The sequence below is a fragment of the Clostridium sp. CAG:43 genome (assembly GCF_000434655.1).
Taxonomy (GTDB): Bacteria; Bacillota; Clostridia; order Lachnospirales; family Lachnospiraceae; genus Otoolea; species Otoolea fessa.
Genome location: NZ_FR895117.1, coordinates 1 through 23,620 on the forward strand (window position 1 = coordinate 1; position 23,620 = coordinate 23,620).

The window sequence follows — 23,620 nt, forward strand, 5'->3', positions numbered from 1 at the left end:
GAAAAGAAAATTATGTTTTCTCTTCGGCCCCGCCTTTTGTATAATCAGGGATTGATCTCCCTGTATTTCCTCATCGTCCGCGCAAACAGCTCGCCGTTGGACGGCGGCGTGTACGTGATCGCATTGGCTCCTGCCTCGATCGTCTCCAAAATCGATTCGTTCGTCGGTCCTCCGGTCGCGATAATGGCAACGTCCGGATACTCCTTCCGGATCTCGGCTACCATCGATGCGGTGGCGGCAGCGCCTGATACATTTAAAATATCGGCTCCCGCCTCCAGTTTGCGGCGGACATCCGTGTGAACCGAAGCAATCGTCGCAATGACCGGAATATCGACCACCCGCTTGATCTCCGTGATGACCTCATCCGCGATCGGCGCGTTGACCACTACACCGTAAGCTCCCTGATGTTCTGCCTGAAGCGCCAGACGGACGGAACGCTTTCCTCCGGTCAGACCGCCGCCGACCCCGACAAACACCGGCACATCCGAGATGCTGATGATCGACTGTGAGATAGCTGCCTGCGGAGTAAACGGATAAACTGCGATGATCGCATCCGCGTTGATATTTTTGATGATTGCCACATCCGTTGAGAAGGCGATCGATTTGATACGCTTTCCAAAGATGCGGATTCCTGAACATTCACTGATACAATACGGACACATAATCGTGTGATCCCGCAGGGTTCCATTGTACGCCGGTACTTTTTTTTTCATAGGCAATTCTCCGTTCTTTTAGCTGCTTTCCTGACCTCTCTGTCCAGCTGTTTTATACAGGGGCAGTTTTTCAGTCCTGCATCTTTTATTTCCCCTTTATCTTATCATACACACATTTACCCATGCAATCAGTCACTTTCATAAATGTGTTACAATCGTGTTAAAAAGGCTTACAGCACTTTCGGCTCCAAAAAGCACCGCACGATTTTATACAACCCGCTTATAATCCAGGCAAATCTTATCAACAATCAATGCGATAAATTCCGAATTGGTCGGCTTTCCTTTCCCTGTGCTGACGGTATATCCAAATAGATCATTGATCGTGTCCATCTTGCCGCGGCTCCATGCGACCTCAATCGCGTGGCGGATTGCCCGCTCGACACGGCTTGAAGTGGTCTGGCGCTTCTTGGCGATGGTCGGGTACAGGATTTTCGTCACAGAACCGAGCATTTCTTTATCACTGACTGACAAAATAATCGCATCCCGCAGATACTGATATCCCTTAATATGAGCCGGAATCCCAATCTCATGCAGAATCTGCGTCACATCGCTCTCCAGATTTTGTCTTTCATACTCCGCCGACACCATATACGGTTCCACCTTCCGGCTGCCCGCCAGGGTCGAAGCGCGGTTCCTGTAATTCTTCAGGCGATGCACCTTGTCTAAGACCGCCTCCTTCGAAAATGGCTTTACTATGTAATAACAGGCGCCCATCCGAAAAGCATCCGCAGTCAGATTCTCGCTGCTCGCAGCTGTAATCATAACAAAGGAAGTGTCAGCTGAACAGTCCTGATTTGTCTTGATGCGCTCCATAACCGAAATTCCATCCATTCCCGGCATCACTACATCCAGAAATACAATATCCGGCTTTGTCTTTACGATCATATTATAGGCATCGGTTCCGTTTTCCGCTTTTCCGACCACCTGAATCTCCTTATCACTTTCCAGTATATTTCCAAGCATATCCAATGCCTGACGATTATCCTCTGCGATCGCAATCTTCATTTCTGCCATAAAATTCTCCTCCTCGGCACCTGTGATGATTAAGATAATTATAAATTCTTTTTTTAACAAGTTTCAACTCGTTTTGATCGCGCAATTCGACACTTGACACTTATTCTGTCTATCAATTCTTTTTGATGCAAAATAAATTACGCAAAATGCAAATTATATATAAGCATATATTGTAGCTGACCGTATCTGTTAAGATTCCGCTATAAACCTTCTGCCGCCCAGCCGCCATACGTTTATCTGACGATCCCTTATCACCGCGTTTTACCGATTCCAGTCGAAAGATAGACAAAATACACGCAATTATAAAACCTCCATGACCGGTTTCCGAACATGGAAATTCCATCTTTGCAGATCGGGTTTCGATAAATTCCAACAAAAAAACAGAGATACACCATAGCCATACAACTATAACATACTCTGTTACCGTGTTAATGCAACTGGCTGCCATTTTACAGGCCCTATAGCTTTGCGTCGCAGCTTTTCAACTGTTTTGCCAAATATATGTAATTTGCTCCATTATATACGCTTTTTTATATTCTGTCAATAAAGAGAGCCAAAACTTTGCACTTTGCATATTACTGTTCAGACACGTGTGCCCAGCAACAGGATTTTGCCGATTCTGCGCATTCCAAATCGGCAAAATCTGCTGCCGGAACTGTATCGTATGGAATTTTCAGTCCAGAAAATTCCCACCTGTAAACAGTTACTTTGCATCCAGATTCAATGTCCCAGCATATTCTCCACCAGAATCCCATACCCACGCGTCGAATCCTGAATAAAAACGTGCGTGACTGCTCCGATGAGTTTTCCGTTCTGGATGATGGGGCTGCCACTCATGCCCTGGACGATCCCGCCGGTCAGGGACAGAAGTTCCGGATCGGTTACGCGGATGACCATGTCCTTGTTGTGGCGGTTGGAGGAGTGGTCTATTTTCTGAATCTCAATCTCGTAGTCTTTCAATTCCCCGGACACGCTGCTGCGGATGCAGGCACGGCCTTTTTTGACGTCCTGACGGTAACCGATCGGAATTGCAGGGTTCTTTACCCGGCTTAAAAAGCGCGGATTTGCCGTCCCGAAAATGCCCTGATCCGTATTAGCCTCCACACTTCCCAGCCGCGACTGATTTCCATAGTAAATAACGCCCGACATCACGCCCGGCTTTCCGAAACTTCCCTTCTCCACGCCCAGAATCTCCGTATCATATAGTTCGCCGCCGGAGGTCTGCACCAGAAGTCCCGTGTCGCCATCGCTGATACCGTGCCCCAGCGCTCCAAACGCGCCGTTAGCACATACATAGGTCATCGTACCGATGCCCTGCGTATCGTCGCGGATCCACAGCCCCAGCTTATAGTCTCCCTCCTGCGTCTGTACCGGCGTCATCTGTACATCCATTGTCTCTCCCTCGCGGCGCACTGAAAGTGTCAGAGCCATATTTCCCGCTTCCTTGACCGCCCGTATCATATCTTTCTTGTCCGTCGCCGGCGTCCCGTTGATTGCCTCGATATAGTCTCCAGAACGCAGGATTCCGTCCGCCGGATCCATCACTTCCCCCGTCTGTGCCGTCACCTTTCCGGTTCCGATCACCATCAGTCCATCGGATTTCATGTAAATACCCACCGGCAGCCCACAGGGAACCGCATACTGGACGTCCGACACATCTACCTCGATATCCTTTAATTTCCATATTCCAAAGAGTTTGAGACTTAAACGGTACGTTCCCTCCTGTTCAGAATAGATGGAAAAGGGCTGGTTGAGCTGCAGATGGATCTGGTCGGACGGAATTTTAGAGCTGCCGTTTAAAAGCACCTCCTCGCTCTCACTTTCCAGCAATGCCCGAAACGGCAGCCCAAAGCGAACTTGCTCCTGCCGGTCCACCACCACATTAATGCGGTCGGGAACCGCGTTCTTCACATATTGATAAGACACGCCGGCAAGCGCAATGACCCCCGCACCAAAGATTATCAGCAGAACACGGCGAAGTTTTTCCTTCCGACTTTTTGTTTTCCACATACCAGAGTTTTTTCGCACGGTTTTTCCTCCTTCTACTCCTATGTACCTCCCCCGTTCCGTAGATTCCGCACTGCGGCGAATCTCAACGAAATGCAGATGTACACTCTGTTTGAATCCAAGAACTTGTTCGATAAAATCGTTTAATCCTAGTATGCGGAAAACCGTAAAATTCAGTCTGCTATTTTTGCGCCATTCTTTCTATTTTTTTCATTCAAGTGTTATTAAAACCCTGACTTTTTCTCAAGGTAAATGGAAAACCTGAAAAATTCCCTTCTAACGTAAAAAAACCCGGTTCAGAAGACAGATTTCTCTGTCTCCCAAACCGGGGGTATAAAATCATCTTACGATTCAAAACTTGCGTAAAAGAACGAAGATTTGATACAACTTAAACAAACGAATCTATCTAAATTATACCAGCTCTAACAGAACTTCCATAGCGCCGTCGCCCTTACGCTGACCGATCTTAACGATACGGCTGTAACCACCATTGCGGTTAGCGTACTTCGGTGCAAGCTCATCAAACAGCTTAGCCGGCATATCTACCTTCTTAGTGTTTTTCTTCTTGCCTGCTCTTGCAGTCGGAACGTCTGTTACATCGTAGAGAACCTTCAGCATCTGTCTTCTAGCGTGAAGTCTGGAAGCTTTATCTTTCTTGATCTCTTTCTCTACTTCGTCATAAACGGTAACTTTCTTGCCGTCAACAACTTCTTTTACTCTCTTGCCGTTCTCGTCTTTGCGAGCTACCTTAGCGGTAACTTTAACGGTCTCGAAGTTATCTTTCTCTTTTACTGCCAGAGCGATCAGACCCTCAGCGATCTTCTTCACTTCTTTTGCTCTTGCCTCAGTGGTAACGATCTTGCCGTTGAATAACAGTGCGGTTACCAGGCTGCGCAGCATTGCTTTTCTCTGACTGGAAGTTCTTCCAAGTTTTCTATATCCTGCCATGATTCTTTCTCCTCCATTTGCGGAAGCCGACACTCATGCCCTTTGGACTTACTGAATGTCTGCTATATAAAATATAATTGTTTGATGGTTATGCAGGGACCTGTGCCATTCGGACTTACCCGTCCCCGTATCTGCATGAAAGGGATGCACTGCAAAGCACGTCCACCCACGCGGTATCTTAAGCCTCTTCGCTCGGATTGAGCTGCAGGCCTAATTCTTTCAGTTTTGCAAGAACCTCTTCCAGGGATTTGCGGCCCAGATTTCTGACTTTCATCATATCTTCCGGTGTGCGGTTGCACAGCTCCTCCACTGTATTGATTCCGGCTCTCTTTAAACAGTTGTAAGAACGAACGGATAACTCCAGCTCGTCGATGTTCATCTCAAGCACTTTCTCTTTCTCGTTGTCTTCCTTCTCTACCATAACCTCTGCGGTCTTGGCATTCTCGGAAAGGTCAATGAAGAGGTTCAGATGCTCGCTCAGAACCTTTGCTGCCAGGCTGACAGCTTCGTCTGGTGCCAGCGTTCCATTTGTGTATACATCTAATGTCAGCTTATCATAATCTGTCACCTGACCCACACGGGTGTTCTCAACGGTCATATTGACACGCTCCACCGGTGTGTAGATAGAATCAACAGCCAGAACTCCGATCGGAAGTTCTTCACTCTTGTTCTTATCTGCGCTGATGTAGCCGCGGCCCTTCGTGATCGTCAGCTCCATGTAGAATTTGCTGTCCGCGCCGCCGCTTAATGTAGCGATGACCTGGTCCGGATTCAAAATCTCAATGTCAGAATCAGCGTGAATGTCAGCTGCTGTGATGACGCCTTCGCCCTCGAACTCGATATAAGCCGTCTTCGGCTCATTCGTCTCGCTGCTGTTTTTGATCGCCAGACTCTTGATGTTCATGATAATTTCAGTTACATCCTCTTTTACACCAGGGATAGAACTGAACTCATGCAAAACGCCGTCGATTTTCACTTGACTTACTGCTGCACCAGGCAAAGAGGAAAGCATAATTCTTCTTAAAGAATTGCCTAATGTGGTACCATAGCCTCTTTCCAGCGGTTCAACCACAAATTTGCCATATCTTTTGTCTTCGGAAATCTCAGCAATTTCAATTTTTGGTTTTTCAAAATCGAACACGATAGCCCCTCCTTTTGGGAACATTTTTGAGGGTCTGCCATACTCTTGTAGTCTCGGAATCTCCCAAGCAGCTGCCAAAGCAGATACATGGGAGATTCTGGACTAACATAATAGTAATACTTCTTATTATTTGGAGTACAGCTCGACGATAAGCACTTCGTTTACAGGAACGTCAATTTCGTCTCTGCTCGGTAACTCTTTAACAGTACCTTTCAGGTTCTCAGCGTCAACTTCCAGCCATGCCGGTACCATTCTTCCGCCGGTTACCTCAACGATATCTTTATATCTCTGTGAAGATTTGTACTTCTCTTTGATCTCGATTACATCGCCAGCCTTAACTAAGTAGGACGGGATGTTTACGCTCTTGCCGTTTACGAGAACGTGCTTGTGATCTACGATCTGACGTGTCTCTTTTCTTGTACGGCCAAAGCCCATTCTGAATAATACATTATCCAGTCTGCACTCCAGAAGGATCATCAGGTTAGCACCGACCTGACCATTCATTCTGGATGCTTTTGCATAGTAATTTCTAAACGGTTTCTCTAACACACCGTAGATGAATTTTGCTTTCTGCTTTTCTCTCAGCTGGAGTGCATACTCGCTCATCTTTCTGTTGGCTCTCGTTAATTTTCTCGTTGATTTCTTGTCGATTCCTAAATAAACCGGATCAAGGTCAAGAGATCTACATCTTTTAAGTACAGGAACTCTATCTACTGCCACTTTACTTGCACCTCCTAATTAGACTCTTCTACGTTTCGGCGGACGGCATCCGTTATGCGGAACCGGAGTTACGTCCTTAATGCTTGTTACTTCCAGACCACATGCCTGAAGAGCACGGATTGCTGCTTCACGACCTGATCCCGGACCTTTTACCATAACGTCTACAGACTTTAAGCCATGGATAAGAGCTGCCTTCGTTGCAGTTTCTGCAGCCATCTGAGCTGCATATGGAGTAGATTTCCTTGAACCTCTAAATCCCAGACCGCCTGCACTTGCCCATGATAAGGCATTACCCTGTGCATCTGTTAAAGTAACGATTGTGTTATTAAAAGATGACTGGATGTGCGCCTGTCCGCGTTCAACGTTTTTCTTTACACGCTTTTTTGTCACTTTCTTGCCAGTGGACACTTTTTTAGCCATTTTAAACTAACCTACTTTCTCAAATATTGAATCCTGTTGCTAAACCTAACCTGATTCAGTTTCCTTGTTACTTAATTATTTCTTCTTGTTTGCTACTGTCTTTCTCGGACCCTTACGAGTTCTAGCGTTGGTCTTTGTCTTCTGACCACGAACCGGAAGGCTCTTTCTATGACGGATGCCTCTGTAGCATCCAATCTCCTGCAGTCTCTTGATGTTCATAGCGATCTCTCTTCTCAGATCACCCTCAACTACCTGACTGTCAGCGATGATTGCCGCAAGCTTCTTAACTTCGTCGTCAGTTAAGTCCTTAACACGAGTGTCAGGATTAACTTCAGCTTCGGCCAGGATACGGGCTGCACTTGCTCTACCGATACCGTAGATGTAAGTCAAGCCGATCTCTACGCGTTTCTCTCTTGGTAAATCGACACCTGAAATACGAGCCATGTGTGTAGTACACCTCCATTAGTTTTTCTTACTTCTTCGTTGATAATGTATAAATTTGCTTAAACTACTGAACAACTCATCCGAGTGGTTCATAATAGAAAGCCGCGCGAAAAAATAGGTGCTAAATCAAATTAGCCCTGTCTTTGTTTGTGCTTCGGATTCTCACAGATTACTCTGATACTGCCTTTTCTCTTGATGATCTTGCACTTTTCGCAAATTGGTTTAACCGATGATCTAACCTTCACAGCAATTCTCCTTTCCGTAATAGTCCGTCCAATCTCGGACATACAATTTTTTATAACCTATTGCAGTCCTGTGTCGGACTTACAGGTACAACAGACTCGTTCCATCCCCCTGCCGTGAGAGGACAAAAGGGCGGATCTTACCTGATGCTTCAACAAAGTTCGCTAAAGCATTATAACATTTAAAATCCTATAATGCAAGCGAAATTTACACTTCTCTCAATATTTTTATTGAGAAAAATGGATTGGTCTTTATTTATCTCTCCAAATGATTCTTCCCTTAGAGAGATCGTATGGCGACATTTCCATTGTAACCTTATCGCCCGGCAGAATACGGATGTAGTTCATACGGAGTTTTCCGCTGATCGTAGCAAGTACGATGTGTCCGTTTTCCAGTTCTACCTTAAACATAGCGTTCGGCAGCTTCTCTGCTACTACGCCCTCAATCTCAATTACATCTGCTTTCGACATTCTATATACCTCCCTGCAATGATTTCTGAATGAAATAGCGGATCGCTTCATCCTGGACTGCCGCGCCGTCCGCAAACTGGTCTGCCAGCGCCTCATCCCATTTGTGGGAGAACTGCACGTGCTTTCTCTTCTTGCGTTTCGGCTTGGCGGCGGTTTTAGTGCGTCCGTCTGCCAGATACACGTAGCGTGCATCTTCTCTGACTATAATATAATAAGTGCCTTTGTCGTGGCCCGCAAGTGAGCGGACCAGACAGCCAGTTCCATATTCCGTCATTCTGATCTCCGTTTCTGTAGACAGGTGTTTCCGCTCCCGCCGCAGGCTTCTCAGATTACAGTTTGTTCGCTTGCCTATTTGCTCACTTAGTTCGCAAACAGGGCAAAAATTCATGCAGATTTGTCTTCGACAAAGAATTTTTGCCATTGCCCGCCTTATTGATCGGCTCGGACATCTGCCTCAAGATGCGTACATACTGTAATCGGAAAGCCTGCTTAGGTATTCATAAAAACTTCCCCAGCTTACTTCTTCTTTATAAGGAAAGGATCTCAGGTTCGCCCTCTGTAATAAGAATCGTATTTTCATAATGAGCAGCCCAGCCGCCATCTTCCGTCATGACGGTCCAGTCATCATCGAGCCAGACTACTTCGTAGCTGCCCTCGGTAATCATCGGCTCGATCGCGAGCGTCATGCCGGGCTGTAAGAGGATTCCTTTTCTTTTTCTTGCAAAATTCGGAATCTCCGGATCCTCATGCATATGGGAACCGATTCCATGACCAACCAGATCCCTGACAACACCAAAACCGAAACTTTCGGCATATTTCTGGATCGCTGCAGAGATGTCATTGAGATGATTGCCAGCTTTGGCAAATTTAATTCCCTCAAAGAAGCTCTGTCTGGTAACTTCAATCAGTTTTTTGGCATCATCGTCGATCTCTCCGATGCCGTAAGTCCGGGCTGCGTCTGAGTGGTATCCTTTGTAGATCACTCCTGCATCCAGACTGACGATGTCTCCCTCATCGAGGAAATGTTCCTTGTGCGGGATTCCATGTACAACCTCATCATTGACAGAGACGCAGATCGATGCGGGATAGCCGTTGTAATTTTTGAACGAGGGAATGCAGCCGTAACTCCGGATGATTTCCTCTCCCATATGATCAATATCCCAGGTGGACATGCCCGGCCGAAGATTCTTCGCCAGTTCCTCATGCGTTTTGGCGAGAATTCTTCCCGCCTCACGCATCAGTTCAATCTCCCTGGGAGATTTTATCGTCACTGCCATGTTTTAAGCTCCCAAAATATCCGTAATGTTCTTGAATACGTCTTCCATGGTCTGTGTACCGTCTACCGTATGAAGAACGCCCTTCTTCTCATAGTACTCGATCAGCGGGTGTGTCTGGTCATGGTATATTTCCAGACGTTTCTGTACAGTCTCCGGCTTGTCATCATCACGAAGCACCAGCTCAGAACCGCACTTGTCGCAGATTCCTTCTTTTTTCGGTGCTGCGAACTGGATGTGGTAGGTAGCGCCGCACTTTAAGCACGCACGGCGTCCTGCCATGCGGTTTACGATGTTTGCATCCGGCACATCTACGTTGAGCGCGAAATCAATCGCCTCGCCGTTTGCTGCCAGCGCCTCTGTCAGACTCTCAGCCTGCGGGATCGTTCTTGGGAATCCATCCAGAATATAGCCGTTCTTGCAGTCAGCCTCATGGATCCGGTCAAGAAGCATGCCGATCGTTACCTCGTCCGGTACTAAAAGCCCCTGATCGATGAACGATTTTGCTTTTTTACCAAGCTCTGTGCCTGCCTTGATATTGGAACGGAAAATATCTCCGGTAGAAATGTGCGGAATGCCGTATTTTTCTGCAATTCTCTGAGCCTGTGTTCCTTTTCCGGCTCCCGGTGCTCCTAACATAACAATCTTCATAATGGTTACAATCTCCCTATATACAACAGAATCGCCTCCAGGCAGGAGCTGTCTCCGGCCACCTCCAGCCGTAAAGTAAGCAAGCTCCCGCCCAGAAAGCGAGTTGTCTTAGTCGTTTAAGAATCCTTTATAGTTGCGAACCAGCATCTGTGATTCGACTGCTTTGATTGTCTCAAGTACTACACCTACGATAATGATAAGAGAAGTACCTCCGAAGGAGAGACGGCTCACTGAGAACAGTCCAGAGACAATAATCGGAACCAGGCAGACAATGATCAGTCCGCAGGCACCAATCAGTATAATATACTCCAGAATTCCATCCAGGTAATCGGATGTTGGCTTTCCTGGACGAATGCCCGGGATGAAGCCGCCGGATTTCTTCATGTTGTTTGCTACTTCAAGCGGGTTGAATGTAATGGATGTGTAGAAATACGCAAACACAATAATCAACGCGATGTAGACAATTAAACCAACTGAATAAGCCGGACGCTCTGGATTAAACCAGGAGCTGGAATTCAGAGCCAGAAGAATCTTTCCTCCAATGGTGTCATAATTAACCTGAAAAAATCCAGCAATTACCACCGGGAAAGACATCAGGGATGAAGCAAAGATAACAGGAATAACACCTGCTGTATTTACTTTTAACGGGATGCTTGTGGACTGACCGCCAACCATCTTACGTCCCTGCATCTTTTTAGAATACTGAACCGGAATTCTCCGCTCTGCATCCTGTAAAATGATAACAAATACAACCATCGCTACGATAACCGCTACGATAATCACGGCTGTTACAACTGCAACCGCCACGATCTTGCCCTGCAGGAAACGCTCATAGAGCGTAATCATATCGCTTGGCATGGTTGAAATGATATTGAACAGAAGCACGATAGAAATACCGTTTCCGACGCCGTTCTCGGTGATTCGCTCACCGATCCACATCAGCATGGCACTTCCGGCTGTCATTGTCACAATAGCGACAATCACATTCAGGGCAGTAAACTCAACTAAAAGTCCCTTACCGCCGAAACCGATCGACATAGCGACGGACTGCATCAGCGCCAGTGCAACCGTAAGGTAACGCGTATATTCCGCAATCTTCTTTCTTCCGTCCTCGCCCTCCTGCTGCATTTCCTCTAATTTCGGAATTGCAATTGTCAGAAGCTGCATGATAATGGAAGAAGTGATGTACGGGGTAATACTCAATGCGAATACCGACATGTTCGTGAACGAACCGCCGGTAATCGTATTGAAGAAACCAAACGCATCATTGGACTGTCTTGTAAACAGTTCCTGGAAAAATGTTGTATTAACTCCGGGAATCGGCAGCTGCGATCCGATACGGGTCACAACCAGCATAAAGAACGTATAGAGGAGTTTTTCTCTGACCTCTTTTATCTTAAATGCATTCTGGAGCGTTTTTAACATATTAGATCACCTCGCAGGTTCCGCCAACGGCCTCGATCTTAGCTTTCGCGCCTTCACTTACCGCATCAACCTTTACGTTCAGCTTTTTGGTCAGCTCGCCATTGCCGAGGATCTTAACGCCGTCACGCGGGTTCTTTACGATGCCTGCTTCGATTAATGTTTCAACCGTAACAACTGTGTCGTTCTCGAATCTCTCAAGAGCGCTTACGTTGATACCAACGATGGTCTTAGAATTTCTGTTTGTGAAGCCTCTCTTCGGGAGACGTCTATATAACGGCATCTGACCGCCTTCAAATCCTGGTCTCGGAGCGCCGGAACGAGCTTTCTGTCCCTTATGTCCCTTACCAGCAGTCTTACCGTTGCCTGATGCGTGACCACGACCTCTTCTGAAGCTGTCGCTGTGCTTAGAGCCTACCGCCGGCTTTAAATTGGATAAATCCATGACTGCACCTCCTTGCAAATATCTTAGATTTCCTCTACTTTAACTAAATGTCTAACATTCTGGATCATGCCTCTGATAGCGGCGTTGTCCGGCTGCTCAACTGTCTTGCCAGTCTTGTTTAAACCAAGAGCTGCAACCGTTGCTTTCTGCTTCGGGATAGCGCCAATAGGAGACTTAACCAATGTGATTTTTAATTTCTCTGCCATTTTTATCTCCTCCTATTAGTTCAGAATTTCTTCTACAGACTTACCGCGAAGTTTTGCAACCTCTTCCGGAGTCTTTAAAGAACCTAAGCCTGCCAGGGTAGCAAGAACTACGTTTGCCTTGTTGTTGGAACCAAGGGATTTTGTACGGATGTTCTTGTAACCAGCCAGATCCAGTACGGCACGAGCCGGACCACCAGCGATAATACCGGTACCTTCCGGAGCCTTCTTCAGAAGTACGTTAGCGCTTCCGAATTTGCCGAGGAAATCGTGCGGGATGCTATTGTTCTCATCGAACGGAACCTCCATCAGGTTTCTGGCAGCTGCCTCTTTGCCCTTGCGGATTGCTTCCGGAACCTCAGCAGCTTTTCCCATACCAGCACCAACGTGGCCGTTTTTATCTCCAACTACTACTAAAGCGGAAAAACGCATTGTACGTCCGCCCTTAACGGTCTTGGATACACGTTTGATTGCCACTACAGTATCCTCTAACTCGAACTGGTTGGCATCAATTTTTGTACGTTTCATGTGTATGTTCTCCTTCCTACTAGAATTCCAGACCAGCCTCGCGGGCTGCATCTGCTAATGCCTGAACTTTTCCGTGGTAAATAAATCCGCCTCTATCGAAGACAACTTCTTTAATACCTTTTTCAAGCGCTCTCTTAGCGATTACAGTTCCAACGTGAGCTGCTGCTGCAACATCGTTCGTCTTCTCCAGTTCAGCTTTAACTTCCTTCTCGGCAGTGGAAGCTGCTACTAAAGTTTTTCCAACTGTATCATCAATGATCTGAGCATACATATGATTATTACTTCTAAACACTGCTAAACGCGGTCTCTCGGCTGTGCCAGAAAAACGGTTGCGTAATCTAACGTGTTTTTTAACGCGAATTTCGCTTCTTGACTGTTTGCTAACCATCTTCACACTCTCCTTAATTATTTCTTACCAGTCTTACCAACTTTACGTCTGATAACCTCATCGGCATACTTAATACCTTTGCCCTTGTACGGCTCAGGTCTTCTCTTATCCCGAATCTCAGCTGCATACTGGCCAACTTTTTCTTTGCTGATACCTTTAACAGTGATCTTGTTCTGTCCTTCCAGAACAGTCTCAATGCCTTCCGGATCTTCCATCTCTACCGGATGGGAGTAACCAAGGCTGAGAACCAGTTTCTTGCCCTGCTTCGCTGCTCTGTAACCAACACCGTTAACTTCCAGCACTTTCTCATAGCCTTCTGTTACACCATGAATCATGTTGTTAATTAAGGTTCTTGTCAGACCGTGTAAAGATTTCATTTTCTTTAAGTCGTTCGGTCTGGTAACTACGATATGACCATCCTCTTCTTTGATGTTCATCTCAACCGGGAGTTCTCTCTCAAGAGTTCCCTTCGGACCTTTTACAGTCACTAAATTGTTCTCTGCGATTGTTACGGTTACGCCCGCCGGAATCGCAACTGGCATTCTTCCGATACGTGACATGCCTTTTACCTCCTACTTAGATTTTCGGAGAAGCCTGAGCGGCTTCTCTGTTTTCAGTTGTATCTATACCTTGTCTAAACCGATGATGATGCTTTCGGCTTACCAAACAAATGCAAGAACTTCTCCGCCTACGCCGAGTTCTCTTGCCTGCTTGTCAGTGATAACGCCCTGGTTGGTGGAGATGATAGCTACACCTAAACCGCCCAGTACCTTCGGCATATCTTCCTTGTTTGCGTAGATACGCAGACCCGGTTTGGAAATTCTCTTGATGCCGGAGATGATTTTCTCGTTTTTGTCTTTACCGTACTTTAAGGTAATACGGATAGTCTTGAAATTGCCGTCCTCAACAACGTCATATTTCTTGATGAAACCTTCCTTTACCAGGATGTCAGCGATTGCTAATTTCATCTTGGAAGACGGAACATCTACTGTATCATGTTTTGCAGTGTTAGCATTACGGATTCTTGTAAGCATATCTGCAATCGGATCGCTCATTGTCATTTTGAGTGTGCCTCCTTATAATTTGACTACCACTTACTGTAAGTGGGTTTCGGTGGGTTTTGGGAACACTAGGATGTGTCCTCTATAATATAGGCATCGTCCACTCGACTAAGCTCGTCTATCGTCTTCGACTCTGACTCACTAAGTCTCGGGACGGGCTTTCGCACTAGATTCGAAACTACCTCATCAAGTGCTCAATGCCTACCAGCTTGCTTTCTTTACGCCCGGAATTTCGCCCTTGTAAGCTAATTCACGGAAGCAAACTCTGCAGATGCCGTATTTTCTTAAATATGCATGCGGACGACCGCAGATTCTGCAGCGGTTATATTCTCTGGTGGAGAATTTTGCCGGACGCTGCTGTTTAATCTTCATTGAAGTTTTAGCCATGATAAATCCTCCTATTATTTAGCAAATGGCATGTTGAACTGAGTTAACAGCTCACGTGCTTCTTCGTCGGTCTTAGCAGTGGTAACGAAGATGATATCCATACCTCTTACCTTATCTACTTTATCGTACTCGATCTCCGGGAAGATAAGCTGCTCTTTGATACCCAGAGCGTAGTTGCCTCTGCCGTCAAATGCGTTCGGATTTACACCGCGGAAGTCTCTTACTCGCGGAAGAGCCAGGTTGATCAGACGATCAGCGAACTCATACATCTTCTCGCCACGCAGGGTAACTTTACAGCCGATAGCCATACCCTCTCTAAGTTTGAAGTTAGCGACTGATTTTTTCGCTTTTGTAAGAACTGCCTTCTGGCCAGTGATGATTTCCATATCTCTTACAGCAGAGTCCAGAACTTTAGCATTTTCTTTTGCCTCGCCAACGCCCATGTTGATAACAATCTTGTCCAGCTTCGGCACTTCCATGATATTTTTATATCCGAATTTTTTGATCATAGCGTCTACGATTTCGCTCTGATACATTTCTTTTAATCTAGCCAATTTTAACGTTCCTCCTCTCTGTATTAGTCAATTACTTTACCGGTTGCCTTAGCAACGCGGACTTTCTTGCCGTCTTCTACTTTGAAGCCAACTCTCGTAGCCTTGCCATCCACTACCAGCATAACGTTGGAAATGTCAAGCGCGCCTTCCTGATGGATGATGCCGCCCTGCTGATTAGCTGCAGACGGTTTGGTATGCTTTGTTACCATGTTGCATCCCTCAACCAGGACTGTATTCTTCTTTACATTAACGGAAAGAACTTTTCCGGTTTTGTCTTTGTCTTTACCTGTGATAACCTTTACCAGGTCGCCTTTTTTAATTTTATGCACAGCTGACACCTCCTACAGTACTTCCGGAGCCAGGGAAACAATCTTCATAAACTGCTTCTCACGAAGCTCTCTGGCAACCGGCCCAAAAATACGGGTTCCTCTCGGGTTCTTGTCGTCTTTGATGATAACGGCTGCGTTCTCATCAAATTTGATGTAGGAACCGTCTTTACGGCGTGCGCCCTTAACGGTACGTACAACAACGGCCTTCACTACATCGCCTTTCTTTACAACACCGCCTGGTGTTGCATCTTTAACGCTGGCAACGATTACATCGCCAATATTTGCATATCTTCTAGTAGAGCCGCCCATAACGCGGATACAGAGTAATTCTTTCGCACCGGTATTGTCGGCAACCTTTAATCTGGTCTCCTGCTGAATCATGCCCAATACTCCTTTCTGATTTAGAAATTATCTCGCTTTCTCGATAATTTCGACGAGTCTCCATCTCTTATCCTTGGATAACGGTTTTGTTTCCATTACCTTTACAGTATCACCGATACCGCACTCGTTGTTCTCGTCGTGTGCTTTTAATTTATAAGTTTTCTTAACAATCTTACCGATTAAAGGATGTTTTACGTGGTTTTCGATAGCAACTACGATTGTTTTGTCCATCTTGTTGCTTACTACCTTACCGGTACGTGTTTTTCTAAGATTTCTTTCCACGGTAGATATCTCCTTTCCTATTTTAGGAATCTATGATAATTAGTTCGCTTTCTCTGTAATAACAGTCTGAATACGAGCGATGTTTCTGCGAACCTCTTTAATTCTGCTTGTATTATCCAGCTGGTTGGTAGCGTTCTGGAATCTTAAGTTGAAGAGTTCCTTCTTAGCAGCTACTAATTCTTCGTTTAATTCTGCAGATGTCTTAGCTTTTAAATCTTCTACATACTTATTAATTTTCACTGTTATCACCGCCTTCTAAATCTGCTTTAGAAGCAATCTTGCACTTGCACGGAAGTTTGTGCATAGCAAGACGAAGCGCTTCTCTCGCTGTCTCCTCTGGTACACCCGCGATCTCGAACATTACGCGGCCTGGTTTTACTACTGCTACCCAGTACTCAAGTGCGCCTTTACCGGAACCCATACGAGTCTCAGCCGGTTTAGCAGTTACTGGTTTATCCGGGAAAATCTTAATCCAAACTTTACCACCACGTTTGATGTAACGGGTCATGGCAACACGGGCTGCCTCGATCTGGTTGGATTTGATCCAGCACGGTTCTGTAGCGACTAAACCGTACTCACCGTAGTTGATTACATTTCCTCTAAGCGCCTTGCCGGCCATGGTACCACGGAACTGTTTACGACGCTTTACTCTTTTCGGCATTAACATTATTTATCGCTCCCTTCCTTATTTCCTTTCGCAGGAAGTACCTCGCCTTTGTAGATCCAAACCTTAACACCGGTCTTGCCGTATGTTGTGTTTGCCTCAGCGAAACCGTAGTCAATATCTGCTCTTAATGTCTGAAGCGGGATAGTGCCCTCGCTGTAGAACTCTGTACGAGCCATATCAGCACCGCCAAGACGTCCGGATACGGAAGCCTTGATACCCTTAGCTCCAGCCTTCATGGTTCTGCCCATAGCGGACTTCATCGCACGACGGAAGGAAATACGGTTCTCAAGCTGCTGAGCGATGTTCTCTGCAACGAGCTGAGCGTCTCTGTCTGGTCTCTTAACTTCTTTGATGTCTACAAAAACTTTCTTGTCAGTTAATTTCTGAACCTGAGCTTTTGTCTTCTCGATCTCTGCGCCGCCTTTACCGATAACAACGCCCGGTTTAGCAGTGTAAAGAATGATTTTTACTTTATCAGAAGCGCGCTCGATTTCGATTTTGGAAACACCGGCGCTGTATAATTTCTTCTTAAGGAAGGTTCTGATTTTGTGATCCTCTACCAGGTTATCTGCAAAATCAGCTTCCGCATACCATCTGGAATCCCAGTCTTTAATAACACCGACTCTTAAGCCGTGCGGATTAACTTTCTGTCCCATAATTGCCTCCTCTTATTTCTCATCAAGCACGATTGTGATGTGGCTCATTCTCTTTTCGATTCTGTAAGCGCGGCCCTGTGCTCTCGGTTTTACTCTCTTCATTGTCGGTCCCTTGTTAGCGAAGCATTCTGCAACGTACAGGTTCTCCGGATTCATCTGGTTGTTGTTCTCTGCGTTAGCAACAGCAGACTCGAGTAATTTTTTAATTAAAGTAGAAGCATATCTAGGATTGTATGTTACAATACCAAGCGCTGTCTTCACATCTTTGCCTCTGATGGCATCTAATACGAAGCATGCTTTCTGAACGGATACTCTGGCGTAAGACAGCTTAGCCGACGGTCTCGTATCCTTATTAGCATTTCTTTCTCTTTTAATCTGGGATCTATGTCCTTTAGCCATTGGTGAAACCTCCTTTCAAGCGTAACTTACTTACGTCCTGCTTTCTTCTCGTCTTTTCCGTGGCCTCTGTAAGTTCTAGTGGCTACGAACTCACCGAGTTTATGTCCAACCATGTCCTCTGTCACGTATACCGGAACATGTTTTCTACCATCGTGAACTGCGATTGTATGTCCAACCATCTGCGGGAAGATTGTGGAACGGCGGGACCAGGTTTTGATAACCTGTTTCTGTCCTGCTGCGTTCATCTCATCTACTTTCTTTAAAAGATGAGCATCTGCAAATGGTCCTTTTTTTAATGAACGACCCATTAGTATACCTCCTATTACTGTTTACCGTTTCTTCTTCTTACGATTAACTTATTAGACTGTTTGTTTTTCTTTCTGGTCTTCAGGCCGAGTGCCGGTTTGCCCCAAGGTGTGCAAGGACCTGGACGACCGATACTGGTCTTGCCCTCACCACCACCATGCGGATGGTCATTCGGGTTCATAACAGAACCGCGGACAGTCGGACGAATACCCATGTGACGTTTTCTACCAGCCTTACCGATATTGATCAGGTTGTGGTCGCCGTTGCCAACTACACCGATAGTAGCGCGGCAGCTGATCGGAACCATTCTCATCTCTCCGGACGGTAATCTAAGGGTTGCATATTTGCCTTCTTTAGCCATTAACTGAGCAGAGTTACCAGCGGAACGAACCAGCTGACCACCCTTGCCCGGAAGAAGCTCGATGTTGTGAATCTGTGCACCAACCGGGATTTCAGAAAGCGGTAAGCAGTTACCAACTTTTGCCTCAGCCTCTGCACCGCTCATAACCTTCTGTCCAACCTGTAAACCAGCCGGAGCAAGGATATAAGCTTTCTCGCCGTCTGCGTAGCAGATCAGAGCGATGTTTGCTGTACGGTTCGGATCGTACTCGATACCAAGTACGGTTGCTGCGATACCGTCTTTTGCATTTCTCTTGAAGTCGATGATTCTATATTTTCTTCTGGAACCGCCGCCTCTGTGACGAACGGTGATTTTACCCTGGTTGTTACGACCTGCGTTCTTCTTTAAAGAAACTACTAAGGATTTCTCCGGTGTGGATTTTGTAATCTCAGAGAAATCAGAGCCGGTCATATGTCTTCTGGAAGGTGTATATGGGCTGTAAGATTTAATTCCCATGACTTTGACTCCTTTCGTTCAACGCCTCCTGGCGTTTCTTCATGTTTTTCACGACATAGTGTTCGTCGTATAATTGTCTATTGAGGATGAATTATAAACCAGCGAAGATCTCGATCTCTTTGCTGTCCTCGGTCAGCTGAACGATAGCTTTCTTTGTTGCAGCTGTCTTACCGAATGTCATGCCTCTTCTCTTTGTCTTGCCGTCCATGTTCATGGTGTTGACACTCTTAACTTTGGTGCCCGGGAACATCTTTTCAACGGCTTCTTTGATCATAGTTTTGTTTGCCTCGGTGTGTACCAGGAAGGTGTATTTCTTGTCTGTCATAGCATTCATACTCTTCTCAGTTACAACCGGTTTGAGGATTACGTCATAGTACTGTACGTTTGCCATTATGCATATACCTCCTCGATAGAAGCTACAGCAGCCTTGGTTGCTACTACTGTGTTGTATTTCAGGATATCGTAAACGTTGATGGTGCTTACGGAAGCAGTCTTAACGTCTGCCACGTTTCTAGCGGATAATACAGCCTTGTCACAAGCCTCATCCAGAACAACTAAAGCTTTGTTTACTTTCAGGTTGTTCATAACCTCAACAAATTTCTTTGTCTTGATCTCGTCGAAGTTCATAGCCTCAACTACGATGAACTTGTTCTCGTTTACACGGCTTGTCAGAGCGGATTTAAGAGCAGCTCTCTTCTCTTTCTTATTTAAACGGATTGTATAATCACGTGGTGTCGGAGCGAATACTACGCCGCCGCCCGTCCACTGCGGAGCTCTTGTTGAACCCTGTCTTGCATGTCCGGTACCTTTCTGTCTCCACGGTTTCTTACCACCGCCGGAAACTTCGGAACGGGTTTTTGCTTTCTGAGTTCCCTGACGTTTGTTAGCAAGCTGTGCTACAACTGCCATGTGAACCAGATGTTCATTTACTTCTACACCGAATACAGCATCATTCAGTTCTAATGTGCCAACTTCGTTGCCTTCTAAATTGAAAACAGATACGTTTGCCATCTGTATGTTCCTCCTTTCCCGTAAAAGCCTTATCTAGCGACCTTTACTGTCTCTTTGATTGTTACTAAGGATTTCTTCGGTCCCGGTACAGAGCCTTTAACAAGGAGTAAGTTGTTCTCAGTATCAACCTTAACAACCTCCAGGTTCTGAACAGTTACTTTTACGCTGCCCATGTGACCCGGCATTCCTTTGCCCTTAAATACGCGTCCCGGTGTGGTTGCAGAACCGTTGGAACCCTGATGACGATGGAACTTGGAACCGTGAGCCATCGGTCCTCTGTGCTGGCCGTGTCTCTTGATGGCACCCTGGAAACCTTTACCTTTGGAAATAGCAGTTGCATCAATTTTATCGCCTGCTGCGAAGATGTCTGCCTTGATTTCGTCTTTTACAGAATACTCTTCAGCATTCTCTAAGCGGAACTCTCTTACATATCTCTTGTAAGCAACGCCTGCCTTGTCAAAATGACCCTTAACCGGCTTTGTCACAAGTTTTTCTCTCTTGTCTACAAAACCAACCTGTACTGCTTTGTAGCCATCGTTCTCTTCTGTCTTAACCTGTGTAACAACACACGGTCCAGCCTGAAGAACGGTTACTGGAGTTAAAACTCCGTCTTCGTTGAAGATTTGAGTCATTCCGACTTTGGTAGCTAAAATCGCTTTCTTCATTAATCTGACCTCCTGTTTTTCTACAGCGGAACGCGTTCGTCAAACTCCCGCGTTCATCCTAGAACTGTCCAGATGTCTCTATCTAAACTAGTATAGGATTCTTAATTATTTGTTTTTCATCTTTACGTTGATGGACACGCCAGCCGGCATTTCCAGTCTCTGCAGTGCATCAACTGTCTTCTGGCTCGGAGCAATGATATCGATGAGTCTCTTATGAGTTCTCTGCTCGAACTGCTCTCTGGAATCTTTGTACTTATGAACTGCTCGCAGAATGGTTACTACCTCTTTCTTAGTTGGCAGCGGCACCGGTCCACTCACCTTTGATCCGTTTTTCTTTACAGTCTCAATGATTTTTGCAGCGGATGTATCTACCAGCTGATGATCATAAGCTTTCAGTGTGATTCTCATTACTTGACTTGCCATAAAAAAAGTCGCCTCCTTTTCGTACTATTAAGCACGACAAGCGGTGACTGTACACATACCCGTGTGTGTCCTCGCAGTCCACACACCAAATCCGTCATTTGTCTTCAGGATACTCTATTCTTGTACAGTGACTTGTCGCCAGTTTCCTAACTTGACATTCGCTCCGCGGAATAACCTGCTTATCATAAGCAGCAACCTCTCGTTTCATCGCTATCATGCCACAGCTTCGTTATAATAACACAGCTTTCTGGGAAATGCAAGTGTTTTTTTAAGAAAAAATCTATATTTTTCAAGAAAAAACAGGAGTTTCTTCTTCCGGTGGGTAATTACACTTTTTATATAGAAGAAACTCCTGTTTATCCACAAGAATATATTTCCATGCAGAAATTTTATCTCAGTCGAGAATACTCCCAGCTTTTTTAATTAATCCTCCCAATACGTCGGTTCCACCGGGGTTCTAGCCTCGTCGCTACCATCGTCGCTTGTGCCGTCCACCTCTGTGACAACACCCGCAGAGCTTGTCTTAAACTTTGTGCCGTTCGCATCCTTCACGGTGCTGGACTTCACTACCTTGCCGCTCGTCGTTACCAGATAGTTTTTGTCATTGACTTCAATGACTTCATACTTGGTACCGCTGTCTGCCTTCTGAAGCTTACCCATGTAGTACAGGAATCCATCCTCCACACCTGAGTAGCCGCGTCCAGCCTTGTTGCCGCTGTCAGTGAAATAGAACTGTCCGGTCGTTCCGTCGCCCTCTACTACATTTCCCTTGCCTTTTACGACTGAGCTGGTCGCCTTGTCCGCTCCGAAGAAATAGCAGGCATACTGACCGCTCGTTCCTACCTCCAGACGTCTCAGACCATAGACCGGGTTGCCCTTCTCATTAAATAAGTAGGTAATATTGTTGATGCGGACCAGGTTGCTCGTCGAAGCGTCAGAAATCTTCGGACCCACCTTCGGCTCGCCGTTGCTTGAAAAATAATACCACTGTACATCGCTGCCGAGATCCAGATTGTAATCATCATCCTCCGGCGGAGTCGTGGAGAGCCAGCCAGTCTGTACCTGACCGTTGCTCTGATAATAACGGTAATTTGCAAATCCAGAGGAATTTCCCATATCGACCCAGCCGGTCTGCATCGCTCCGTTTTCGTCGAAGCAGTAGTAGGTTCCGTCAATCTTATACTGTTTATATTTGGCACCACCTAAAGAAGGCACATATTTCTTTCCTGAACTCTGAAAGTAGTACCAATGATGATCCTCATCGTCGTCGCCGGGTTTCACTTCATCATCGTCCTTTTTGGTATCATCCGGATCTTCCAGATATGCCCAGCCGATCTGCATGACACCATCTGCATTCGTGTAGTAGGTGTCATCATCCACCCAGCCCGTCTGCATCGCTCCATCACCGTCGAAGTAATAGTACTTGCCGCCGATCTTGGACCAGCCGTCGGATACCATCTTTCCGCTGGTGGAGAAATAGTACCAGACCGTCGTAGCGGAAGTCTCGTTCCATGCCGGATTGCGCTTCGGCAGTTTCAGCCACTTGTCAGTCGCCATGATGCCGGTACTCTCGACAAAGTATTCGTCGTCCACCCAGCAGTTCGACGCGATGTTGCCCTGGGAATCGAGATAGCGCCAGAGATTGTCTGCGCCCTTCTTCCAGGTATTCGTCACCTTATTGCCATTGTTGTCCACATATATCCAGCTGTTTCCAGACTGCTGCCAGCCTTCTGCCGCGTAAGATGTCAGGGTCGCCGCCCCTATCATCAGCGCTGCGGAAAGGACGCAGACTGCCAGTTTCTGTTTCTTCATATACAAGCCCTCCCAGTTCACGATTGATAACGTCTATTCTCCCACCTGCTGCGCATTCGCACACTTCCCGTCGTGTGGAGACTGCATCAGATGCTTATAACGCCTTGTTTTGTTCCAGATACGTGCAATCTATCATTTACCTAATATACATTTTAACAGGAGATGTAGGAATCTTCAAGGAGATTTATCTTTCAATTTATTTACTTTTTTGGCAGGAAGCCGTTCAAAAGGTTTGACACGCCAATCAATGACCGATATAATTAGGTATGCATTTCAACTGAACCGTTTTTCCGGTCAGACAGACTGCGTTTTGGTTAGAAATGGCTTATGGATAACACCGATTATAAAGGCGGCAGATACCCTTTTCCGGGGTTTGCGCCTCATTTTTTTGAAAGGATAAAATTTTATGTGGATTGCAGATGGATGGAACGATTATGAAGTGATTGACTGCTCCGAAGGAGAGAAACTGGAGCGGTGGGGCGACTATCTTCTGGTTCGCCCGGACCCGCAGGTTATCTGGAACACCCCCAAGACACACCGCGGCTGGAAAAAGATGAACGGACACTACCACAGAAGCTCCAAGGGCGGCGGCGAATGGGAATTTTTCGACCTGCCGGAGCAGTGGTCGATCCATTACAAAGAACTGACCTTTAACTTAAAACCGTTCAGCTTCAAGCACACAGGTCTCTTCCCGGAGCAGGCGGCAAACTGGGACTGGTTCGGTGACCGCATCCGCAATGCTGGACGCCCAATCAAGGTTTTAAACCTCTTTGCCTACACAGGCGGCGCTACCCTGGCGG

At 46.2% G+C, this 23,620-nt stretch carries 36 protein-coding genes, 1 pseudogene and 1 riboswitch; of the genes and pseudogenes, 1 reads left to right on the plus strand and 36 read right to left on the minus strand.

Annotated features, from left to right (window positions below):
* Positions 1-44: 44 nt before the first annotated feature.
* From QVO97_RS11935 to QVO97_RS12110, 36 genes are all read right to left on the minus strand, one after another.
* On the minus strand, positions 45-713 hold the full coding sequence (locus QVO97_RS11935; RefSeq protein WP_022360544.1) for a hypothetical protein: 669 nt from the start codon (positions 711-713) through the stop codon (positions 45-47).
* Between the two features lie 207 nt (positions 714-920).
* Entirely contained in the window at positions 921-1,727 is an 807-nt protein-coding gene (gene spo0A, locus QVO97_RS11940; protein ID WP_022360545.1) for a sporulation transcription factor Spo0A, read from the minus strand.
* Positions 1,728-2,156: 429 nt separating this feature from the next.
* A riboswitch (cyclic di-GMP riboswitch) is annotated at positions 2,157-2,232 on the minus strand.
* Between the two features lie 215 nt (positions 2,233-2,447).
* Positions 2,448-3,755: a SpoIVB peptidase gene (gene spoIVB, locus QVO97_RS11945; RefSeq protein WP_022360546.1), complete on the minus strand. Its 1,308-nt coding sequence runs from the start codon at positions 3,753-3,755 to the stop codon at positions 2,448-2,450.
* Between the two features lie 390 nt (positions 3,756-4,145).
* Positions 4,146-4,682, minus strand: coding sequence for a bL17 family ribosomal protein (locus tag QVO97_RS11950; protein WP_022360547.1), 537 nt, complete (start codon positions 4,680-4,682; stop codon positions 4,146-4,148).
* 178 nt (positions 4,683-4,860) lie between these two features.
* A complete protein-coding gene (locus tag QVO97_RS11955; RefSeq protein WP_022360548.1) occupies positions 4,861-5,823 on the minus strand; it encodes a DNA-directed RNA polymerase subunit alpha in 963 nt (320 codons plus the stop codon).
* A gap of 126 nt (positions 5,824-5,949) precedes the next feature.
* The gene (gene rpsD, locus QVO97_RS11960) at positions 5,950-6,543 is read right to left on the minus strand and encodes a 30S ribosomal protein S4 (RefSeq protein ID WP_022360549.1); all 594 of its coding nucleotides are present in this window, start codon (positions 6,541-6,543) and stop codon (positions 5,950-5,952) included.
* Between the two features lie 18 nt (positions 6,544-6,561).
* Positions 6,562-6,963: a 30S ribosomal protein S11 gene (gene rpsK / locus QVO97_RS11965; protein WP_022360550.1), complete on the minus strand. Its 402-nt coding sequence runs from the start codon at positions 6,961-6,963 to the stop codon at positions 6,562-6,564.
* A 75-nt stretch (positions 6,964-7,038) separates the two neighbouring features.
* Entirely contained in the window at positions 7,039-7,407 is a 369-nt protein-coding gene (gene rpsM, locus QVO97_RS11970) for a 30S ribosomal protein S13 (RefSeq protein ID WP_022360551.1), read from the minus strand.
* Between the two features lie 131 nt (positions 7,408-7,538).
* Complete coding sequence (gene rpmJ, locus QVO97_RS11975) at positions 7,539-7,652, minus strand: 50S ribosomal protein L36 (protein WP_003497809.1); 114 nt, start codon at positions 7,650-7,652, stop codon at positions 7,539-7,541.
* Positions 7,653-7,901: 249 nt separating this feature from the next.
* A complete protein-coding gene (gene infA / locus QVO97_RS11980; protein ID WP_022360552.1) occupies positions 7,902-8,120 on the minus strand; it encodes a translation initiation factor IF-1 in 219 nt (72 codons plus the stop codon).
* Between the two features lies 1 nt (position 8,121).
* Positions 8,122-8,394 carry a hypothetical protein gene (locus tag QVO97_RS11985; protein WP_022360553.1) on the minus strand — a complete coding sequence of 91 codons (273 nt, stop codon included), beginning with the start codon at positions 8,392-8,394 and terminating at the stop codon, positions 8,122-8,124.
* A gap of 253 nt (positions 8,395-8,647) precedes the next feature.
* A complete protein-coding gene (gene map, locus QVO97_RS11990) occupies positions 8,648-9,397 on the minus strand; it encodes a type I methionyl aminopeptidase (protein ID WP_022360554.1) in 750 nt (249 codons plus the stop codon).
* 3 nt (positions 9,398-9,400) lie between these two features.
* Positions 9,401-10,045: an adenylate kinase gene (locus tag QVO97_RS11995; RefSeq protein WP_022360555.1), complete on the minus strand. Its 645-nt coding sequence runs from the start codon at positions 10,043-10,045 to the stop codon at positions 9,401-9,403.
* Positions 10,046-10,153: 108 nt separating this feature from the next.
* The gene (secY, locus tag QVO97_RS12000) at positions 10,154-11,470 is read right to left on the minus strand and encodes a preprotein translocase subunit SecY (protein ID WP_022360556.1); all 1,317 of its coding nucleotides are present in this window, start codon (positions 11,468-11,470) and stop codon (positions 10,154-10,156) included.
* A 1-nt stretch (position 11,471) separates the two neighbouring features.
* Positions 11,472-11,912, minus strand: coding sequence for a 50S ribosomal protein L15 (gene rplO, locus QVO97_RS12005; protein ID WP_022360557.1), 441 nt, complete (start codon positions 11,910-11,912; stop codon positions 11,472-11,474).
* Between the two features lie 23 nt (positions 11,913-11,935).
* Positions 11,936-12,118 carry a 50S ribosomal protein L30 gene (gene rpmD, locus QVO97_RS12010; protein WP_022360558.1) on the minus strand — a complete coding sequence of 61 codons (183 nt, stop codon included), beginning with the start codon at positions 12,116-12,118 and terminating at the stop codon, positions 11,936-11,938.
* Positions 12,119-12,133: 15 nt separating this feature from the next.
* Positions 12,134-12,643 carry a 30S ribosomal protein S5 gene (gene rpsE / locus QVO97_RS12015; RefSeq protein ID WP_022360559.1) on the minus strand — a complete coding sequence of 170 codons (510 nt, stop codon included), beginning with the start codon at positions 12,641-12,643 and terminating at the stop codon, positions 12,134-12,136.
* Between the two features lie 19 nt (positions 12,644-12,662).
* Positions 12,663-13,031 (minus strand): 50S ribosomal protein L18, encoded by a 369-nt coding sequence (gene rplR / locus QVO97_RS12020; protein ID WP_022360560.1) that lies wholly within the window; start codon positions 13,029-13,031, stop codon positions 12,663-12,665.
* 17 nt (positions 13,032-13,048) lie between these two features.
* A complete protein-coding gene (gene rplF / locus QVO97_RS12025; protein ID WP_022360561.1) occupies positions 13,049-13,591 on the minus strand; it encodes a 50S ribosomal protein L6 in 543 nt (180 codons plus the stop codon).
* 99 nt (positions 13,592-13,690) lie between these two features.
* Positions 13,691-14,092, minus strand: a complete 402-nt coding sequence (gene rpsH / locus QVO97_RS12030) for a 30S ribosomal protein S8 (RefSeq protein ID WP_022360562.1) — start codon at positions 14,090-14,092, stop codon at positions 13,691-13,693.
* A 201-nt stretch (positions 14,093-14,293) separates the two neighbouring features.
* Positions 14,294-14,479 carry a type Z 30S ribosomal protein S14 gene (locus tag QVO97_RS12035; protein ID WP_022345134.1) on the minus strand — a complete coding sequence of 62 codons (186 nt, stop codon included), beginning with the start codon at positions 14,477-14,479 and terminating at the stop codon, positions 14,294-14,296.
* A gap of 14 nt (positions 14,480-14,493) precedes the next feature.
* A complete protein-coding gene (gene rplE / locus QVO97_RS12040; protein ID WP_022360563.1) occupies positions 14,494-15,033 on the minus strand; it encodes a 50S ribosomal protein L5 in 540 nt (179 codons plus the stop codon).
* 23 nt (positions 15,034-15,056) lie between these two features.
* On the minus strand, positions 15,057-15,362 hold the full coding sequence (gene rplX, locus QVO97_RS12045; protein ID WP_022360564.1) for a 50S ribosomal protein L24: 306 nt from the start codon (positions 15,360-15,362) through the stop codon (positions 15,057-15,059).
* Positions 15,363-15,374: 12 nt separating this feature from the next.
* On the minus strand, positions 15,375-15,743 hold the full coding sequence (gene rplN / locus QVO97_RS12050) for a 50S ribosomal protein L14 (RefSeq protein WP_022360565.1): 369 nt from the start codon (positions 15,741-15,743) through the stop codon (positions 15,375-15,377).
* Between the two features lie 27 nt (positions 15,744-15,770).
* On the minus strand, positions 15,771-16,025 hold the full coding sequence (gene rpsQ / locus QVO97_RS12055; protein WP_022360566.1) for a 30S ribosomal protein S17: 255 nt from the start codon (positions 16,023-16,025) through the stop codon (positions 15,771-15,773).
* A 39-nt stretch (positions 16,026-16,064) separates the two neighbouring features.
* Positions 16,065-16,265, minus strand: coding sequence for a 50S ribosomal protein L29 (gene rpmC, locus QVO97_RS12060; protein WP_022360567.1), 201 nt, complete (start codon positions 16,263-16,265; stop codon positions 16,065-16,067).
* On the minus strand, positions 16,255-16,692 hold the full coding sequence (gene rplP / locus QVO97_RS12065; RefSeq protein WP_022360568.1) for a 50S ribosomal protein L16: 438 nt from the start codon (positions 16,690-16,692) through the stop codon (positions 16,255-16,257). The genes rpmC and rplP overlap by 11 nt, the downstream gene beginning before the upstream one ends.
* Positions 16,692-17,348 carry a 30S ribosomal protein S3 gene (rpsC, locus tag QVO97_RS12070; RefSeq protein ID WP_022360569.1) on the minus strand — a complete coding sequence of 219 codons (657 nt, stop codon included), beginning with the start codon at positions 17,346-17,348 and terminating at the stop codon, positions 16,692-16,694. Before rpsC ends, rplP begins: the two co-directional genes overlap by 1 nt.
* A 12-nt stretch (positions 17,349-17,360) precedes the next feature.
* Positions 17,361-17,747, minus strand: coding sequence for a 50S ribosomal protein L22 (rplV, locus tag QVO97_RS12075; protein ID WP_022360570.1), 387 nt, complete (start codon positions 17,745-17,747; stop codon positions 17,361-17,363).
* 26 nt (positions 17,748-17,773) lie between these two features.
* On the minus strand, positions 17,774-18,055 hold the full coding sequence (gene rpsS / locus QVO97_RS12080; RefSeq protein WP_022360571.1) for a 30S ribosomal protein S19: 282 nt from the start codon (positions 18,053-18,055) through the stop codon (positions 17,774-17,776).
* Between the two features lie 14 nt (positions 18,056-18,069).
* Positions 18,070-18,909, minus strand: a complete 840-nt coding sequence (rplB, locus tag QVO97_RS12085; protein WP_022360572.1) for a 50S ribosomal protein L2 — start codon at positions 18,907-18,909, stop codon at positions 18,070-18,072.
* Positions 18,910-19,000: 91 nt separating this feature from the next.
* Positions 19,001-19,300, minus strand: coding sequence for a 50S ribosomal protein L23 (gene rplW / locus QVO97_RS12090; protein WP_022360573.1), 300 nt, complete (start codon positions 19,298-19,300; stop codon positions 19,001-19,003).
* On the minus strand, positions 19,300-19,920 hold the full coding sequence (gene rplD / locus QVO97_RS12095; protein ID WP_022360574.1) for a 50S ribosomal protein L4: 621 nt from the start codon (positions 19,918-19,920) through the stop codon (positions 19,300-19,302). Before rplD ends, rplW begins: the two co-directional genes overlap by 1 nt.
* A 29-nt stretch (positions 19,921-19,949) precedes the next feature.
* Positions 19,950-20,585 carry a 50S ribosomal protein L3 gene (gene rplC / locus QVO97_RS12100; RefSeq protein WP_022360575.1) on the minus strand — a complete coding sequence of 212 codons (636 nt, stop codon included), beginning with the start codon at positions 20,583-20,585 and terminating at the stop codon, positions 19,950-19,952.
* A gap of 105 nt (positions 20,586-20,690) precedes the next feature.
* Positions 20,691-21,008, minus strand: a complete 318-nt coding sequence (gene rpsJ / locus QVO97_RS12105) for a 30S ribosomal protein S10 (RefSeq protein ID WP_022360576.1) — start codon at positions 21,006-21,008, stop codon at positions 20,691-20,693.
* A 423-nt stretch (positions 21,009-21,431) separates the two neighbouring features.
* Complete coding sequence (locus QVO97_RS12110) at positions 21,432-22,820, minus strand: N-acetylmuramoyl-L-alanine amidase family protein (protein ID WP_022360577.1); 1,389 nt, start codon at positions 22,818-22,820, stop codon at positions 21,432-21,434.
* Positions 22,821-23,226: 406 nt separating this feature from the next.
* On the opposite strand from QVO97_RS12110, the pseudogene QVO97_RS12115 reads away from it, so the two are divergent.
* Positions 23,227-23,620 (plus strand): annotated as a pseudogene (locus QVO97_RS12115) (SAM-dependent methyltransferase); the annotation flags it as partial.